This window comes from Saccharothrix sp. ALI-22-I (assembly GCF_001984175.1).
Classification (GTDB): domain Bacteria; phylum Actinomycetota; class Actinomycetes; order Mycobacteriales; family Pseudonocardiaceae; genus Actinosynnema.
This window is the reverse complement of sequence record NZ_MTQP01000062.1, coordinates 325,383-340,841: the sequence shown is the minus strand read 5'-3', so window position 1 is coordinate 340,841 and position 15,459 is coordinate 325,383. Positions and strand designations below refer to the sequence as shown.

The 15,459-nt window shown below is 70.3% G+C and carries 20 protein-coding genes; 1 reads left to right on the top strand and 19 read right to left on the bottom strand.

Features of this window, described 5'->3' with window-relative positions:
* From ALI22I_RS23400 to ALI22I_RS51090, 8 genes are all read right to left on the bottom strand, one after another.
* The coding region (locus ALI22I_RS23400) for a hypothetical protein (RefSeq protein ID WP_202971050.1) at positions 1 to 342 on the bottom strand (342 nt) is incomplete at its 3' end.
* 362 nt (positions 343 to 704) lie between these two features.
* Positions 705 to 1,700 (bottom strand): hypothetical protein, encoded by a 996-nt coding sequence (locus ALI22I_RS23395; RefSeq protein ID WP_077007654.1) that lies wholly within the window; start codon positions 1,698 to 1,700, stop codon positions 705 to 707.
* Positions 1,697 to 3,193: a phage portal protein gene (locus ALI22I_RS23390; protein WP_274522993.1), complete on the bottom strand. Its 1,497-nt coding sequence runs from the start codon at positions 3,191 to 3,193 to the stop codon at positions 1,697 to 1,699. The genes ALI22I_RS23395 and ALI22I_RS23390 overlap by 4 nt, the downstream gene beginning before the upstream one ends.
* Before the next feature lie 89 nt (positions 3,194 to 3,282).
* A complete protein-coding gene (locus tag ALI22I_RS23385; RefSeq protein WP_077007652.1) occupies positions 3,283 to 3,735 on the bottom strand; it encodes an ATP-binding protein in 453 nt (150 codons plus the stop codon).
* Positions 3,736 to 3,829: 94 nt separating this feature from the next.
* Positions 3,830 to 5,470 (bottom strand): terminase large subunit, encoded by a 1,641-nt coding sequence (locus ALI22I_RS23380; protein WP_077007651.1) that lies wholly within the window; start codon positions 5,468 to 5,470, stop codon positions 3,830 to 3,832.
* Positions 5,471 to 5,570: 100 nt separating this feature from the next.
* Positions 5,571 to 6,032, bottom strand: coding sequence for a phage terminase small subunit P27 family (locus ALI22I_RS23375; protein WP_077007650.1), 462 nt, complete (start codon positions 6,030 to 6,032; stop codon positions 5,571 to 5,573).
* A 168-nt stretch (positions 6,033 to 6,200) separates the two neighbouring features.
* A complete protein-coding gene (locus ALI22I_RS23370) occupies positions 6,201 to 6,626 on the bottom strand; it encodes a hypothetical protein (RefSeq protein ID WP_077007649.1) in 426 nt (141 codons plus the stop codon).
* Positions 6,610 to 7,209, bottom strand: a complete 600-nt coding sequence (locus ALI22I_RS51090; RefSeq protein WP_179118319.1) for a phosphoadenosine phosphosulfate reductase — start codon at positions 7,207 to 7,209, stop codon at positions 6,610 to 6,612. Before ALI22I_RS51090 ends, ALI22I_RS23370 begins: the two co-directional genes overlap by 17 nt.
* A 166-nt stretch (positions 7,210 to 7,375) precedes the next feature.
* Here ALI22I_RS51090 and ALI22I_RS23360 point away from each other — a divergent pair, with 166 nt between their 5' ends.
* On the top strand, positions 7,376 to 7,633 hold the full coding sequence (locus ALI22I_RS23360) for a hypothetical protein (protein WP_077007647.1): 258 nt from the start codon (positions 7,376 to 7,378) through the stop codon (positions 7,631 to 7,633).
* 591 nt (positions 7,634 to 8,224) lie between these two features.
* Here ALI22I_RS23360 and ALI22I_RS23350 read toward each other — a convergent pair.
* From ALI22I_RS23350 to ALI22I_RS23300, 11 genes are all read right to left on the bottom strand, one after another.
* Entirely contained in the window at positions 8,225 to 8,572 is a 348-nt protein-coding gene (locus tag ALI22I_RS23350; protein WP_077007645.1) for a hypothetical protein, read from the bottom strand.
* Between the two features lie 2 nt (positions 8,573 to 8,574).
* Positions 8,575 to 9,936 (bottom strand): DUF932 domain-containing protein, encoded by a 1,362-nt coding sequence (locus ALI22I_RS23345; protein ID WP_143532376.1) that lies wholly within the window; start codon positions 9,934 to 9,936, stop codon positions 8,575 to 8,577.
* 55 nt (positions 9,937 to 9,991) lie between these two features.
* Positions 9,992 to 10,225 carry a hypothetical protein gene (locus tag ALI22I_RS23340; protein WP_077007643.1) on the bottom strand — a complete coding sequence of 78 codons (234 nt, stop codon included), beginning with the start codon at positions 10,223 to 10,225 and terminating at the stop codon, positions 9,992 to 9,994.
* Positions 10,222 to 10,668 carry a hypothetical protein gene (locus ALI22I_RS23335; RefSeq protein WP_143532375.1) on the bottom strand — a complete coding sequence of 149 codons (447 nt, stop codon included), beginning with the start codon at positions 10,666 to 10,668 and terminating at the stop codon, positions 10,222 to 10,224. The genes ALI22I_RS23340 and ALI22I_RS23335 overlap by 4 nt, the downstream gene beginning before the upstream one ends.
* Positions 10,665 to 11,069 carry a hypothetical protein gene (locus tag ALI22I_RS23330; RefSeq protein WP_077007641.1) on the bottom strand — a complete coding sequence of 135 codons (405 nt, stop codon included), beginning with the start codon at positions 11,067 to 11,069 and terminating at the stop codon, positions 10,665 to 10,667. Before ALI22I_RS23330 ends, ALI22I_RS23335 begins: the two co-directional genes overlap by 4 nt.
* Positions 11,066 to 11,371 carry a hypothetical protein gene (locus ALI22I_RS23325; RefSeq protein ID WP_077007640.1) on the bottom strand — a complete coding sequence of 102 codons (306 nt, stop codon included), beginning with the start codon at positions 11,369 to 11,371 and terminating at the stop codon, positions 11,066 to 11,068. Before ALI22I_RS23325 ends, ALI22I_RS23330 begins: the two co-directional genes overlap by 4 nt.
* Positions 11,368 to 11,817 carry a hypothetical protein gene (locus ALI22I_RS23320; RefSeq protein WP_077007639.1) on the bottom strand — a complete coding sequence of 150 codons (450 nt, stop codon included), beginning with the start codon at positions 11,815 to 11,817 and terminating at the stop codon, positions 11,368 to 11,370. Before ALI22I_RS23320 ends, ALI22I_RS23325 begins: the two co-directional genes overlap by 4 nt.
* Positions 11,814 to 12,266, bottom strand: coding sequence for a hypothetical protein (locus tag ALI22I_RS23315; RefSeq protein WP_077007638.1), 453 nt, complete (start codon positions 12,264 to 12,266; stop codon positions 11,814 to 11,816). Before ALI22I_RS23315 ends, ALI22I_RS23320 begins: the two co-directional genes overlap by 4 nt.
* Positions 12,267 to 12,741: 475 nt before the next feature.
* Positions 12,742 to 13,503, bottom strand: coding sequence for a DUF7341 domain-containing protein (locus ALI22I_RS23310; RefSeq protein WP_077007637.1), 762 nt, complete (start codon positions 13,501 to 13,503; stop codon positions 12,742 to 12,744).
* The gene (locus ALI22I_RS23305) at positions 13,500 to 14,102 is read right to left on the bottom strand and encodes a hypothetical protein (protein ID WP_077007636.1); all 603 of its coding nucleotides are present in this window, start codon (positions 14,100 to 14,102) and stop codon (positions 13,500 to 13,502) included. Before ALI22I_RS23305 ends, ALI22I_RS23310 begins: the two co-directional genes overlap by 4 nt.
* Complete coding sequence (locus tag ALI22I_RS23300; RefSeq protein ID WP_077007635.1) at positions 14,099 to 15,427, bottom strand: hypothetical protein; 1,329 nt, start codon at positions 15,425 to 15,427, stop codon at positions 14,099 to 14,101. The genes ALI22I_RS23305 and ALI22I_RS23300 overlap by 4 nt, the downstream gene beginning before the upstream one ends.
* Between the last annotated feature and the right edge of the window lie 32 nt (positions 15,428 to 15,459).

Genomic DNA, 15,459 nt, shown 5'->3' with positions numbered 1-15,459 from the left:
GATGCGGGGTGCCGCTGCGCGGGCCTGCTCGGCCAGGCGCTGGTTCTTCAGGCTGATCGCGGTGGCCCAGTCGCCGCGGGCTTCGGCCTCGCGGATCTGCTCGGCGATGCCGGACGGCCCGCCCTGGCGCTGGCCCTGCGAGGGGTCCGGGGCGGGGCGGCGCGGCCCGTCGACCCGCGCGAGGTGCGGGCGCTGGGCGAGCACCGCGGCGAGGTCGGCGGCGATGGCGGCGGTATCGACCCGGCCGTCCTCGCCGATGTAGCGGTCCCGGTCGTCCAGGTAGCGGGGCGCGTCGGTCGGGTCGGCCCAGCCGGAGGCGGCGGCGCGGATCTCCGCGTCCACCGCCGTGCGCCGAAGCTGAGCGAGCTGGGCTTCGGCGGCCGTGGCGCGCTCGACGGCCTTCTCCGCGTCGGTCTTGGTCGCGGCCTCGATCTCGTCCAGCTTGGACGCCTTGGCCTTGTGCTCCCGTGCGGTCTGCTCCGCGCGGGTCAGCTTCGTGCGGGTCTCCTCGTACAGCGCCCGGTAGTCCGGTTCTGTGGCCTTGCCGGTGTCCTCGGCCGGTGGAGTCGGGGCGGGCGGTTCCGGGGCCGGTGGCGGGCTGGTGGGCGGCTGTGCGGGTGGTTCCGGGGCGGGTGGGGTGGTCGGGTTGTCGGACAGGGTGGAAACCCCCTTTCGGGCGTTGGCGGTGGGAGGGTGTGCGCTGGTCAGCGCAGGTAGCCGAAGCGGCGGAGCTGGCGGATCAGCTCGGCCTGGTCCTGGCTCACGGCGTTGACGAGCTGGGCGGCGGTGGGCCGGGGAACCTGGGAGCGTCGGTACCGGCCGCCCCGCTTGGCGAGTTCACCGAGTTGCCGTCCGATGCCGCGCGTGGTGGTCGCTTCGCGGGTGAACTCGTACCCGCCGGCCACGTACACCTGGTTGCGGCGGCGGGCGTTGACCACGCGGCCGATGTCGGCACCGGCCCGGATCGCGGCGGCCTCGCCCTTGCCGAACGCCTTGTCCTGCTGGGCGCGGGTCATGCCGTCGAACAAGGCTTGCGGGCTGCGCGAGCTGCCGCCCTCGCGCCACTGCTCGGAGGTGACCGGGCGCATCGAGCAGTCGCAGTTCGGGTGCCGCAGGAACCCCGTGGAGAACCGGTAGAGGCGGCCGGACAGCAGGATGCAGCGCCCGCACGCGGGCAGGGTCACCACCCGCTCGTACCCGGCGATGTCCGGTTCGACCACCGCGCCGACGTGCACGGCCAGGCGGGCGGTGTCGTTGGTTTCGGTGGCCACGTAGGTCAGCAGCTTGGCCAGGCCGAGGGCGCGGGCTTCGGTCTCGGGCACGTCGGCAGCCTTGGCGCGGCGGTAGTAGCCGAACGCGAAGTCCATCAACGCCGACAGCACCAGGCCGTTGGCGGCCATGCCGACGAACGCCGACGCCACCAACAGCGCGAGGGGAGCCGACACCGCACCCGCGGCCAGCAGCGTGCCCGCGATGTAGAGCGGCGCCAGCGCGGCCGACTCCTGCTGTGCCTCTTCCACGGCCGTCACGACCTGCGGCCGGATCTCCTCCACCCAGGAGGCGGACGGGTCGCGTGGGTCGAGTTGCGTCCATGCGGTCTGGGCTTGGTCGACGGCGGCGCGGACGATGCGCTGTTGTGCCCGGTAGTAGTCGGCATCGAGACCGATGGATGGTTGCGCGGGAGCGCTCAGGGCGGTCACCTCCCGGCGAGCGCGGGTTCCCGGAACTGCACCGCCAACGGCGGCACGGTCGCGGACGGCCCGAGCTGCACGGGCGCGCGGCGCGGCGCGGGCACCCGCCCGAACTCGGACTCGTCCTCGGGTTCGTCGTCGTCCGGGTCGCGCGGGGTCGGGAGCGGCTTGGGGCCGAACTCGTCGGCCTGGTCGCCGATGGCACGCGAGTACGCCTCGGCGTCCTCGGCCTCCATCTCCCGGATCTGCGCGTCGGAGTACCCGAGCGCGCGACGCGACGCGCGACGCGGCAGCAGCCGGTCCGCGCTGAACAGCTTCACGACCCCGTCGGCCTGGGCGGCGAAGGTCGGCGTGGCGGCGTCGACCCACTGGGCTTCCATGCGCAGCGCCTCGTCCGGCACCCGCCCGTCACGCACCCGCAGGACCGTGCGCATGACCTCCTCCCAGCCGTCACCGAAGGACCGTTGACGGCGTTCGGCGCGCTTGATGTGCCGGGACTCCGAACTGCGGATGCCGTCCGCCGAAGCGGGGTTCTCCGTGCTGTAGCCCAAGAAGTGGGGCGGCAGACCGGTGAGGCTGGCGACGAGGCGAGCCAGGGCGTTGAGGGTGGCGTGGAAGTTGGTCAGGTCCGCTTCGGGGAACTGCCCGACGCTGACGCCGTCCTCCTTCGGGGACTTGGGCGAGGCCCACAGCACGCCCGCCACGGCCTCCCACGGCGTGAGCGGGTTGCCCTGCGCGTCAACGAAGTCCTCTTTGTCGAAGCCGAGCGCATACCGGCGCGGCATCGCGTGGTACTCCGCGCTGACCATCATGTCCGTGGCGATCTTCGAGGCGGCGTCCGACAGCGGCAGCACGGCCGCCAGCTCGGAGCGCCCGAGCCGGGGCGGGGCGGTGCGACGGCGGCGGGTGCGCGGCCGGTTGACGATCGGCACCACCGGGACGTGGCCCATGCCGTGCTCGTCGCGGTCGTCCTCGGTCCAGGTGCCGCCGCCGTCCTCGGAGGAGTACCAGATGGTCTCATTGGGCAGGTACAGCGTGGCCCAGGCTTCGGTGGAGCCGTCCTCGGCGTCGTCGCTGAACTGCCGTTTGAGCGCGGCGCGCACCTTGCGGGTGCGCGGGTCCAGGTCGACGTGGACGTCCAACGGACTTTCGACGGTGACCAGCGGGGTGTTCGGCCGGTCCTCGTCGGTGCCGACGATGGCGAACGCACGGCCCAGGGCCAGGGCGTCGACGTGGGCCTGTTCGGAGTACAGGTCCAGGCGGTTGGCCTGCCAGATCCGCCACAACTCGGCGTCGGCGGCCTGCTGACCGCCCAGTCGGAACCCGGTCAGGTCCAGGCGCTCATCGAGCGCGTCCACGACGAGCTGGGGCCAGTTGATCACGACCTGGCGGACGCGGCCGTTGAGGCGGCGGATCAGCTCCGGGTGCATGTAGGAGAGGGACTGTTCGCCCTCGTAGTAGGCGTCCAGGAGTTCCAGTTCGGGGAGCTGGGCGTTGTGCAGCCGTGCCAGGCGGGCAACCCACTGATCGGGGGACAGCGTGAACTTGGTGGAGATCAGGAGCGATCACCACCAAGTTCACGCGGGAAAGGTCAGCCGGGCAGCAGCGTGTTCGAGTGTCGGGACCGGTGGTCCAGGACGGCCCAGACGGTCTTGCCCACCGCGTGGCGCACGGCTCCCCACTGCCGGCACAGCCGGTCCACGAGCACCAGTCCGCGACCACGTGTCACGCGCACCGAGGAACGGCCCACCACCGGCACCTGCGGGGACAGGTCGGTCACCTCGATCCGGATCAGATTGCGGGTGCGCCGCAGCCGTAGATGCAAAGGGTGTTGGCCATGCTCGTAGGCGTTGCTCACCAGCTCGGACACCACCAACTTCGCGTCGGTGATCTCGTCCTCGGTCAGGTCCGACAGGACTTCGCCGGTCCACCGCCGTACCTCGGCCAGATCAGGCACGTCATCCGTCAGTTCGAGCACCAGGACTCCCGAGGGCTCGGAGGGTCGGGCTCGCGGGGGATTCGAGATGTCCTCATCGGCGGTCATGGCTGTCCTCCCTGCCGAAGTCGTGCGCCGTGGTGATCTGATACCCCGACGGCTGATCGACAACACCAACCCGGTGATCACCCGATGTGGTCGACTAGCCCATCACGACCATGCGGCCGGACTTCTTGACCTTCGAGCCGCGCAGCTTCCATCCGCCTACCGCCATCGCGGCCGTGGGCACGGCGTCGATCCGTTTGCCGGTCTTGCCGCGTTCGGGCTTGTCGGGGCGGATGAGGTCGGGTTCGCCGGGTGGGTGGCGGACCTCGACGGAGTCGAAGCACCACTCGGCGACGGGGTTGCCGTGGTGGGACCAGCGGCGTGACTTGGTCAGCGCCATGACCTCGTTCATCCCGGCCGTCATGCCCTTGTAGGTCTGCGCCACCGGGAACATCGGCACGCCCGTGCGCTTCTCCAGGCGTTGGCGGACGGGTTCACCGGACCACTCGTCGTAGGAGATGTCCGCGACCCGCAACAGGCCGGTGTCGGCGACGATGTCGGCTTCCACCTTCTCGTAGTCGATGACCTCTCCGTCCGTGACGGTGATCCAGCCCTGGTCGACCCACCTCGACACGCGGCCCTCGGTGCGCTCATCGAGGAACGTCACCCCGGCTTCGGGCAGCCAGAACCGCCACAGCGCCGAGGGGTGGCCGTCGATGCCGTCCGGCACGATCAGGCACCAGGCGGTCAGGTCGAGCTTCGAGGCCAGATCCAGCCCGCCCCAGGCGGGGCGGCGGGCCAGCTCCCGACGCAACTGCGCGGGTTCGTCACGGGTGCTGCCGGTGCACGCCGCGTACAGGTGCATCGGCATCCACCGCGACGCCTGGTTGACCCACTGGTTCAGCCGGAACTGCCTGAAGGCGTTCTCCTTGAGCGGGTCGTTGCGGGCTTCGAGGGCTTCTTCCCGCAGCGCGGCCAGCGACAGGAAGTCACCCAACGCCGGGTTGGCGTGGTACCAGTTCGCCTCGTCCCAGGGGTCGGCGTCCTCGGGGGTGTTGCGCAGGTAGACGAACCGGTGCGGCGCCCGCGACGGGTCCTCGCCGATCTTCACGAACTCGTCGTGCTCGCCCTTGGCGAAAGATGCGGGGTCGTTGCCCGCGGTCGTGGCCGCGATCAGCAGCGGCTCCAGCCGCGTGCCCATGCCGGTGCGCATGGCGTTCCAGAAGTCGCCGTTCGGCTGGGTCAGGACCTCGTCGAAGATGACGCAGCTCGGGTTGGAACCCAGGTTGCCCAGCGCGTCAGCCGGGACGACGGCGTAGACGGAGTTGGTCTTCTCGTCCACGATGCGCGCCGAGTGCTCGATGACCCGCAAACGCCGCGACAGCACCGGCGACAGCCGGACCATGCGCGCGGCGACATTGAACACCAGCTTCGCCTGGTCGGTGTCGCGGGCACAGCCATAGACCTCGGCCGACTCCACGCCGTCCCCGACCAGCAGGTACAGCGCCACGAACGCCAGCAGTTCGGACTTGCCGTTCTTGCGGGCAAGCTCGATCCACGCGATGCGGAACCGGCGGACGTAGCACTCGGCTTCGTCGTCCCAGCGGACCTCGCCGAACAGCGGCCGGACGATGTCGTCTCGCTGCCAGTCGGCGAGGATGAACGGCCGCCGCGCCCACCGGTCCTTGGTGTGGACGCAGATCTCCTCGGCGAACGCCTGCGCGTGGTCGGCGCGGGGCTTGCAGAGGTGATCGCCGCGCTTGCGGCAGGTGTGACCGTCGAAGGTGCGCCCGCACACCGGCAACCGCGCCCCGCGTTTGGGGTTCGCTGTGGGGTTTCGGGGCGTAGCGGTGCCGGTGCGCGAGCTGGTCTTGGTGCGCTTCGGGTTGGCGCGGGGCTTAGCTGAGGAGGCGGCCCGGTCCGCCCTGGTGGTCCTGGTCGCCGCCCACCTCCACCTTGATGGACTGGCGGTCGCTGGGCGTCAGCCCGAACCGGGCGGCGTAGGTCAGGAACGTGCGCTCAGCCTCGGCCTGCACCTGCAACGCCGGGTTCTTCATCAGCCCGCTACCGCCCTGCACCAACAGCGCGGAGCCGTTCACCAGCGCGGTGGCGTTGCGGTAGCGGTGCAGCGCCTCGCACAGCACGAGGAACGCGTCCACATCCCAGGCCGTGAGCACGCCCCGCTGCTCCAGACTCGGCGCGAGCCGCGCCCAGATCTCCCGCGCGCCGTCCGAGGCCCAGTCCGGACAGGCGATCTCCTGCGCGGGTGGCACCGGCTCCCGGTCGTTGATCCGGTCGGCGCGGTCGCCGTGCAGGATGCGCAAGGTGGTGGGCTTGGCGGCAGGACCGCGTTTGCCCATGATGTCTCACCTCCTGTCGACCACTGGGGCATCCCGTCACGGCGACGGCTCGCGGTCAGGTGCCGGAGCTGCGGCCTCTGGCCGGTCCGGCGGCGCGGCGGGTGAGCAGGCGGCGGGCGGCGACGGCCGCGCGGCGCAGACGTTCACGCAAGCGGGTCCTCCTCTCGATCAGTCGGTGTCGCCCTCGGCGTCGGTGGGCATGGGGATGCCGAGGACGCGGGCGACGACGTAGCCGTCGAGGTACTTGTCCCCGATGGACATGAGGCGTGCGGCGGCGAGGAAGGCTTCCTTGTCGGCGCGGGTCTTGAAGCAGACCGCGAACCAGTACTCGCTGTCGGTGGCCAGCCGGAACCGTTCGTCCTCGCGCTTGGTGCGGTCGCGGAACCCCTGGGCCACGGCGTCCAGCTCTGCGGCGGAATCGGCGGCGAGGTCGCCGGTGTACTCGACCCCGGCCAGCGGGTCGGGTTCGGGCTCGGCGTTGAGCTGGGCGAGCAGGTCGGCCTGCGAGGTGGGACCGCCGACCGCCGCCGTGGCCTGGAGCTGGGCGAGCAGGTCGGCGTTGGGGTCGCCTGCGGGTTCAGGGGGTGAGGTCACGGCGGAAGAACTCCAGGTCGGCGAGCGGGAACCAGTCGAGGATGCGGCGGAAGTCGTCGGGTGCGTGCTCGCGGATGGGCGCCAGAAACCGGTAGTCGAGGCCGTCGAAGCTGCGGCCGAACCACTCGTACTCAGGGGGCAGTGGGCAGTTGTGCCGGGCGAGGGTGCCGCGCACGTCGGCGATACGCCAGTCCCACACGATCGAAACCTTGCGCAGGTGTTCGCGTAGCGGGCCGTGGGTGACCATCGCCATCCGCCTGTTCGGCGAGTCCGCGGCCCGCACCCCGTCCGCGTTCCACACCTCCGGCAAGCCCAGGTCCTCGCGCAGCATCCGGGCGATCTCCTCGTAGGTGGGCTCGGGGAACTGCGCGGCCTCGATGATCGCCAGCCGCTCCGGTGGCTGGAACAGGAAGGCGTTGAGCCACCGGTACAGCGAGGGGTGAGGCAGGTTGACGATGCGGGTCTGGAAGAAGTCCTCGTAGAACTTCAGGCTGTCGTCCACGAACGTCAGGCCGGGCACGAGGTAGAGGTGATAGGGGATGACCTCGATCCCGGCTTCGCGCATCGCCAGCCACGCGGCCAACGAGTCCTTGCCCCGGCTGAAGCCGAGCAGAACCGGGTTTCCCTCCTCGGCGAGTCGGGCGCGGATCTGTTCGGATGGGGTGATGCCGTCAATCTCGATGGGCAGGGCGCACCTCCGCGTGGTTTATGCGTGACGCATGAGGTGATGCGTCGTGCATGATCGAAGTATGACCGACGTGATCGCGGAGAGGGACCGCAAGCTCGCCGAGGTGTTCGAGCGGTTGGAGCAGGCCGCCGGGCAGAAGGCGGCGTGGTCGGACGAGGTCGAATCTCTTGTGCGCCAGGCACGTGCGCTCGGTGCGTCCCAGGACGAGATCGCGCCGGTCGCGCAGGTTCACCAGTCCACGGTGAGCCGGATGCTCGCCCGGACCGACCCGGCCGCGAACGGCTCGGCGGACGTGGGCCGGGCGTCTGCGGAAACCTGACCGGACCCCAACGGGCCTCAGTGGCTTGTGCCCTTGCGGGCGGTGCAGGGGTGACCCCCCTGGGGTGGCGCGGCGGCCGGTCGACGGGCGGCCGGTCGCGGCGCGGTCAGTGGTGATCACGGGGCGTTCCACCCTCCGAGGGTGCGTCGGTCGGTGGCGGTGATGTGGGAGTGGCAGCCTGCACACAGCCCCCGGCCCCTGCTCGGGTCATCGGGGTCAAGGCCAGCGGCCACCAGTTCGCGTCGCGTGAGCGGCCAGTGGTCGGCCACGGTGGACGGCCGGTCACACAGCCTGTGCGGGTGTCGGGGGCACTGGTCACGGTCACAGCGGCACACCCGGTCACGGGCCAGCACAGCGGGCCGGAAACGGCTCCTGTGTGCCCCGGTGTAGCCCCGGTGGGCAGAGGTCCCACCGGCCCTACGGGCACGGCTTCGGCAGGCTGTACAGCGGCCACCGGAACGGCTGGTGTTCGGGCAACCCGGCATCGGACACGGGCGGGCAGCTCGGTTCGGCACGGGCACCACCGGCCGGTCACGGGCAACGGGCAGAGCCCCCACACCGGGCGGTGTGGGGGCTCTGCGGTCGGGGTGCTCACCGGGGAACGGTGAGCCACTGGTCGGGAAGGATGCTGCTGTCCACGGTGACCCACCGGTCAAGCCCTGCCAGCAGGGCAACCCACCGGGCGAGGTTGGACGGGTCCGGCTTGCGGAGTTCGGTCACGGTGGCGGTGGGATCGGTGATCTCCTCCGCGAGCCCCTGGTGAAGGGTGCTGTCGGCTTCGGTCGGTCCGGACCACTGGCGGGGCAGGAAGCCACCCCCGGTGAGCCAGTGGTCAAGGGCCTCCCAGAGGTTCAGCAATAACCAGAGGTCTTCCGGCTGTCCCTGCCGGTGACTGCGGAGGATGGCCCGGATCTCTTCAAGGGCGGTTGTCGGGTCCACGGTCAGGCCACCTTGAACAGGGAGAAGGCAAGCTCTTTGGTGTCCCTGCCCTTGCCGGTCAATGCCCTTTCGGCCCGGATACGGGCTGCATTGTCGGTGTCCCTCACCGGGGCAAAGTGATCCAGGTACTCAACCACGGTTTGATAGCCGGACCAATTGGTGCCGGCCTTCCGCTTGCCACCAATGTTGGCATTGGTGTCACCCTTGAAAATGCCGGTCAGGGTGGTGGTGAGTAGGTCATCCTTGTCTTTGACATCGGCCCTTGCCTCGGAGTCGGGGGCAGGCCAGATCTCACGGCACAGCTTCTCGAACTCCCGGATTCCCAGTTCCCGGTTGATCATCTTCTCTGCCTCTTCGGCAAAGGCATCCCGGTAGTCAAAGGTGATCTTGAGTGCCTGTCGGGCCTCAATGATCCTCTGTGGTGCATTCGGGGAGTGTCGGACGGTGTAGCGGGAACGGAAGTTGTGTAGAGCGGCACTCTGGGTGTTGGCACACACCACCCTTACCGGGGTGATCAGGAATTCGGAGGACTTACCGGGCTGAAAGTAGTTGAACCCTGCCAGGTTCAACTCAACCGGGTCCACACCCCCTACCATGATCCCCTTCGGCAGTCGGGCGGTAATGAAGGTGGACAACCCACCCCGGAGGGAACCGGCGGTGTCCACAATGGCCCCGGACTCATCCAAGATGGCTTGGAGGGTTTCCCCCATTTCCTCATTGGAAATCGGGGTGTAGTCCAACCCTCCCACACTCAGAACCTCGGGTTCCCCGGTCACCGGATTGGTTCGGATCACGGCCCGGTGGGACGGAACGGGAACCATCACGGCGGTGTCATCGGCATCCACAATCCGGCTGTCGTCCAAGCCCTCGTGGTCGCCGACGCCGCACATGTCGTCGTGCTTGCCCCCCAGCTCGGCCAGGCACTCCACACACTTGGTACCGGCCACGGTGGCAACCACCGGTTCCATGCGGACATCCCAGTCGGCCAGCTTGCCCAGCTTGAGAGCTTCGGCAACGGTCATCGGGCCATCGGCCACGGTCCCCAACCTGTGCCATGCCGGAGTGTTGGCGGACACAAAAGCGGCTGTCCCATCCTGGTGAATCTCAATCTCATGAGCCATTACGGCTGACTCCTTAACCAGAGCCACCCTTGCGGGTGTCAGTGGGCAGTGAATGTTGGCACCACTGACATTACCGGCCGGACAGCTCTTGTCCAGCACTTTTCGGCACATTATCACACGAATAGAGCAGCGCATTTTTCGTGCATTCGCGCGACCAGGGGAAATGATTTGACGTGGAAGACGAATGGGTTCGACGGTCACCCGCCGAACCCATTCGCTGCCCTTCGACTTCAGTGCCAACATCCACCGGAGGAGCGTTGCCCATCCTGCCGGGCGGCGGCCGTGCTGTCGAGCATGATCACGTCCAGCCCTGGAAGTCGCCCAGCTCCAGCAGCTCGGCGAACGCCTCGGGGTCGCTGAAGACGTCCATCGGTGCCAGGGCGGCGAAGCGCAGCACGTCGGCATCCATCTTCGCCCGGCCCTGCTCGGTGCCGTGCTCGCGCCAGGGCGGCGGCTCGCCGTTGTGGAAGAAGCGGCGGTAGACGTCCTCGCGGGCCGCTGCCATCGTCGCGTCGTCGGTGTCGTGGCTCATGGCAGAACCCATTCCTGCGTCTCGGCGATCCTGAGCAGTTCGACGGTGTGGTGCGTCGAGGACATGAACTCGACGGGGTGCAGCGCGGCCAGGCGCAGCACCGCGGCGTCCTGCTTCTCCTTCTCGGCGTCGGTGTTCGGTTCGCGCCACGGCGGGGGCGTGCGGTTGCGGTAGTACCGGCGGTACAGCCACTCCCGCGCGGCCTCCAGGCCGGGGCCGGCCGGGGTGTCCCTGACCGGCGCGGCTCCGTCCTCGGGTTCGGGCGGCGGCGGTGGGCAGCCGTAGATCCACGAGGGTTCCGGCCACCCCACCTTCTCGGCGGGGTAGTGGCGCGTGAACCAGTTGCGGTGGCGGTCGCGGCGTACCTGGCCCATCCCGACGGGCACCAGTTGCCCGCAGTGCTCGCAGGTGCCGGGGTAGCGGTTAGTGCGGTACGTGCTCACCAGCCCGCCACCTCCCGCCACAGCTCCTGGAACGCGGGCTTGCGCAGGTGCGGGGTGATCGCGACCTTCCAGCGCCACCAGGCACGGAAGCCGTCGTCGGTGAGCCGGGTGCGGCCGTGGCTGGTGAAGATCCAGCCGCGTCGCCGCAGTTCGCTGCGGTCGGCCGTGCCGTCGCGTCCGGGCAGTTCGGCCGCTTCGAGGTCCATCCACGCCAGGTAGAGCACCCGCATCAGGTACTTGTCCACGCTCAGTTCCTCGAACAGGTCCAGGGCGAGCCGCTGCGACTCGGGCAGCGTCTCCCGGTACCGCCGGTATGCCTGGCTCGCCGCCAGGGACATCGTCGCCGTGGCCGGTCCGGCGGGCGGGGCCTCGAACGGCCGGTCCTTGCGCGCGGGGGTCACTGCGGACCGCCCGGCTGCTCGGCGAGGGCCTTCAGGTGCTTCGCGGAGCCGATCGGCACGATGGCCGGCCCCCGCACCGCCTCTTCCCCGGTGAACTGGGCGGCGTGGTGGGCGCACCAGGGCTCGTCGTACTCGGCATCCATGATCGAACCCAGGTCGGTGCACCGGGTGTCGGTGCACTGCACGCAGCCGTCGCACAGCATCGCGCCGAGCAGGCCGTTGTCGTGGAGCAGCACGGCGATGGCGTAGGAGTCGTCGTTGGCGCAGCGCGGCGCCGGGCTGGTTTCGGTCGCGGTGCTCACTTCAGGTCCCCCTTGCCGAGGATGGTCACGCCGTGGAATCCGAACTGGGGCGAGCGCCAGAAGGGCTCGGTCATCAGCCACACGTCGGTGGCGAACCACAGCTCCCCGGAGGGCTTGCGGGGCAGCGTGGCGCGGGCCAGGTCCAGCAGCCGAAAGCGGAGCTGGCGCGCTTCGCCCGTGAACACCGCGTCCGGGTCGAGCCAGGCGAAGAACCGCAGGTTGGTCGCCGGTCCGAGGAGGAACCGGTCCGACAGGCCACCGATGTGCACGAACAGGTGCTCACGGTCGGAGCTGCACAGCACGCCCACCCTCGCCGCCTCGGGCATGAACTGGTCGCGCTGGTCGAGGATCGCCCCGTAGAGCAGGTAGGCGACGTGTTCGGGATCGGGGCGGCGCTCGCTCACCGTCGTGGGCTCGTCCGGTTGTCCGGGTCGGTGCGCGGTCATCGCAGCCACCCCGTGAAGAAGCTGCGGACCTTCTCCCACAGGCGGCGCGGCTTGTCGGTGATGTAGTAGTGCCGCACCGACACCCGACCGGGCTTGTACTGCCCCTGCTCGTATTCGTGCAGAAGCACGATATTCGGCCCCATGAAGCGGCTGGTGCCGAATTGGCTGACGTCGTTGGCGTACTCCGTGATGTTGTACTCGTCGATCAGCTCCGCGATCCGGCCCATCAGCCGGTGGGAGTGGTGCGAGCTGTCCAGCACGTTCGAGGCGACCCCGAAGACCTGCACGTCGATCGTCCACGGCTGATCAGCCCGGTAGCGGTAGACCGTGGCGGAGAACCACAGTCCGCCGAACTGGCGGGGCAGCTCGTCCATCAGGTGGCGGGCGAGCTGCGGCACGCTCAGCCGCTCCGTCTCGTGGAACCGCCTGCCGATGTACGGGTACTGCACCGTCGTTTCCTCGGGTACTTCTCTTGGCCTTGTTTGAGGCATGGGGGATCTACGGACACCTTGCATTGAAAACCCCTCCAGTGGGTCACATGTGCCCTTGAATCGGAATTGAGAGGCAATTCCGGGGCTCTCCTGATCCTGTTACCGGATTCAGTTCCGGGCAAGCACAGGAAATGGAATACATGTCACCGGTGGCGGGCGCGGAATGCGCGGCATTCCGGAAAGCACGGTGTGGCGACGCGCGGGGCGTTGGTGTGGGGTGGCGGGCGGCGGCGTCGCGGCGGGCGCGCGGGTGGGGGTGGCCGGGCCGGTGCTGCGGGATGCCGCCGCCCGCACGACGAAGGCCCGCCGCGCTGGGGGAAGAGCGCGACGGGCCTTCGGGTCGAAATGGGCACACGTGTACCCAATGCGGCCATTATGCGCGCTGAAACGACTGAAGGTCAACCGCTCCGCGCCCGACATCGCGTGACCCCGCTCACGCCAGCGTCTCGTGGGCGAGCTGCTGGTCGAGCACCTCGTTGAGCTGCGCCCACACGTCCAGGCCCCAGCTGTGGCGGCAGTGCGCGCACACGGCCTCGACCCGGTCGGGGTCGATGCTCAGCGCCGGGCGGCGCATCCAGTCGGACTCGTCGTCGGACCAGACCTGCACCGTGGCGGTACCGCAGGCGGGGCACGCGCGTCCGCGCAACGGGAACCGGGGTTCGGGGTCGAGCATCAGCCGCGCGGCGCGCACCCACTCGTTCGCGCGGTCGGCGGCCCACAGCACGTAGTCCGGTGCCGAGTGCTGCCAGTCCTCGGCGTGGGCTCCCCACTGTTGGACCTGCTCGCGCAGGGTGCGGGCGTCGTGGCCGTGGGCGCGGCAGGTCTTGCGGACCTCCGTGCGGATCTCGGCGAGCAGTCCCAGCGCACCGAGGCTTGCGGGCGGACGGGAGCCGAGCTTGCCCGCCGCCCCGGTGCGCCTGCCCTCCGGGGTGACGGCCTCGTGGACCTGGTCGAGCAGCGGCAGCACCTCGGCCACCTCGTGGACGTCGTCCTGGCGGTGGATCACGTACAGGCCGGGCCGCACGAGCTGGTCGACGGCGACCTCCCACGCCAACCGGGCGGCGGCGGCCTGGTCGCGCGTCGGCGCGGCGGGCATGTCGTCCTGGCCGGGGTTGTCCCCGTTGTGGACGAACCTGGGGACAACCCCGTCGTAGCCGTCCTGGTCGAAGTCGTCGTGGTCGACGGCGGCGGTCATGCGGAGACTCCTTGCGGCGCGGGCGGGATGGCACCGCGCGTGGTCGAGGACGTGCCCGCGGCCTTCGTGGCGCGGGCGGAGGCCAGGCGGGAGGGGTGCATCCGGGTGACCGGGTCGCGTTGTTCGCGGCGGCCATCGCGGGTGCGGGTCAGCGGCTTGCACACCTGGCCGACGTGGGCCAGGCAGAACGGACAGCGCACCGTCCCGGCCAACTCCGTGTCGGGGTGGCGGGTCCAGCCCATCGCCTCGTACACGGCGCGGATGCCGCGTTGTCCGGCGGCGGCGAACTTCGCGCGCTGGCGTGCCCTCTCGGCCGGGGTGATCGGCAGCGGGGGGCGCGCGGAGCCAGGCGCGGCGTCGGTCGGGTGCAGTGCGGCGACCTGGGCGAGCTGGGCGACCTCGGCCGCCGTGGCGTGGCGGACCCGCTGCGGCGGGATCGAGGCCAGCGCGGCCTGGCAGTGCGCGGCGGTGTGCTCGCGCAGCTCCCGCCACCACGCGGTCACCACGTCCTCGGAGATCGGCCGCCCGTCCTCGGCGATGCGGTAGTGCAGCAGCAGCGCGCGGACCTCCGAGCGGGTCAGCGTCGGTCGGCCGGTCACGCGGCGACCTCCGCCCCGTGCTCGTCCTCGGCGCCCTTGCCGTGGTCGGTGCCCGCCGGGTCGGTGGCCACCGTCGCGGCCAAGGCGTCGTCCAGCAGCCGCTGAAGGGTCGCCGCGTCGGCGTGCGCGGGCAGCTCGCCGCGTGCAGCCAGGCCGACCGGCGAGCAGTCGTCCTCGGCGATGGCGTCGGCACGGATCTGCTCGAAGGTCTGGGCCACCGCCAACTCCCGCCGGCGGGACTTCGGGTCGACCGGCACAGCACGGGCGCGCATCAGCTCACCCACCAGGTCGGGCAGCCACGTCGGAGGCAGGGTCTTGCCCGCCCACACCCGCAGCCCCGCCGCGATCACTGCGGGCTCGATGCCCTCCCGCAACAGGCCGATCACCTGCCCGCGCAACGCCGACACCACCCGCCGGGGCTGGTCGGGGCAGTGCACCCGCACCAACCGCTCCGCCTCCGCGCGGCGCACCTGCCGCACCGAGCCCGACTCCGACCGCTCGTCCTGGACGTCGTCGGTCGTGGCGGCAGCCGCGGGCTCGTCCTCGCGCGGGCGCGGGTGCGCGCGGGTACGCGCGGGCGCGGGGGCACCCACTTTTTCATCTACCGACGTAAGAACAGGTTCTCCAGTCTCCCTCTCCCTACTCCCTTCTCCCAGGTCCTTCGTCGAAGGGTTCCCCGAGGGGTCCGCCGAAGGGTTCCCGGAAGGGTTCGGGGAGGGGGCAACCGAGGGGGTCGCGGAAGGCTCGGCAGCGGGAACGGCGGTCGTCGCGGCGGCGGCCGGTTGCGGGGCGGTCGGGCGTGCCTGCGGGCGGGACTTGGCGGCGCGGCCGATGCCGGGGACCTCCATCGCGGCCATGACCGAGGCGGGCAACTCCCGCGCGCCGTTCTCCAGCTCGATGGCCGCGACCGCCGGAGCCGGGCCGGTGATCCCGGCGGGCAGGCGGCGCAGCTCCCGCGCCAGCGCGGCACGCAGGATCGGCGAGACGATCTCGAACGCCACCCGCAGCGCCCCGCGCAGCATGTTGGGCTGCTTCCACAGCTCGTCACGGCGGATGAACGACCTGACGAGGACTTCTTCGGTCTCCTGGTCGACCACCAGGAACCGGGCCGCGTCCAGCTCGCTCAACGCGGCGCGCACGGTCGCCACGTCCAGGTCCGGGTGCGACCGCGCCCAGCGCTTGGCCGCCAGGTCGAGCACGCCGGAGTAGGCCAGCTTGGGCTGCGAGAGAAGCTGAAGGTAGATCAACTTGGCGACGGCGGACAGCTCGATGAAGTCCGGGTCGGTCCAGATGTGCACGTACAGACGGGCGTGATCACGCGCCACGGAAGGTCATCCCCCAACAGTGGTTTTCGGCA

What these genes read in the sequence shown, in the direction of transcription:
- ALI22I_RS23385 (WP_077007652.1), bottom strand. Translation starts at nt 3,735, where the DNA reads ATGACCGCCGATGAGGACATCTCGAATCCCCCGCGAGCCCGACCCTCC.
- ALI22I_RS23375 (WP_077007650.1), bottom strand. Translation starts at nt 6,032, where the DNA reads ATGGGCAAACGCGGTCCTGCCGCCAAGCCCACCACCTTGCGCATCCTG.
- ALI22I_RS23360 (WP_077007647.1), top strand. Translation starts at nt 7,376, where the DNA reads ATGACCGACGTGATCGCGGAGAGGGACCGCAAGCTCGCCGAGGTGTTC.
- ALI22I_RS23345 (WP_143532376.1), bottom strand. Translation starts at nt 9,936, where the DNA reads ATGTTGGCACTGAAGTCGAAGGGCAGCGAATGGGTTCGGCGGGTGACC.
- ALI22I_RS23340 (WP_077007643.1), bottom strand. Translation starts at nt 10,225, where the DNA reads ATGAGCCACGACACCGACGACGCGACGATGGCAGCGGCCCGCGAGGAC.
- ALI22I_RS23320 (WP_077007639.1), bottom strand. Translation starts at nt 11,817, where the DNA reads ATGACCGCGCACCGACCCGGACAACCGGACGAGCCCACGACGGTGAGC.
- ALI22I_RS23310 (WP_077007637.1), bottom strand. Translation starts at nt 13,503, where the DNA reads ATGACCGCCGCCGTCGACCACGACGACTTCGACCAGGACGGCTACGAC.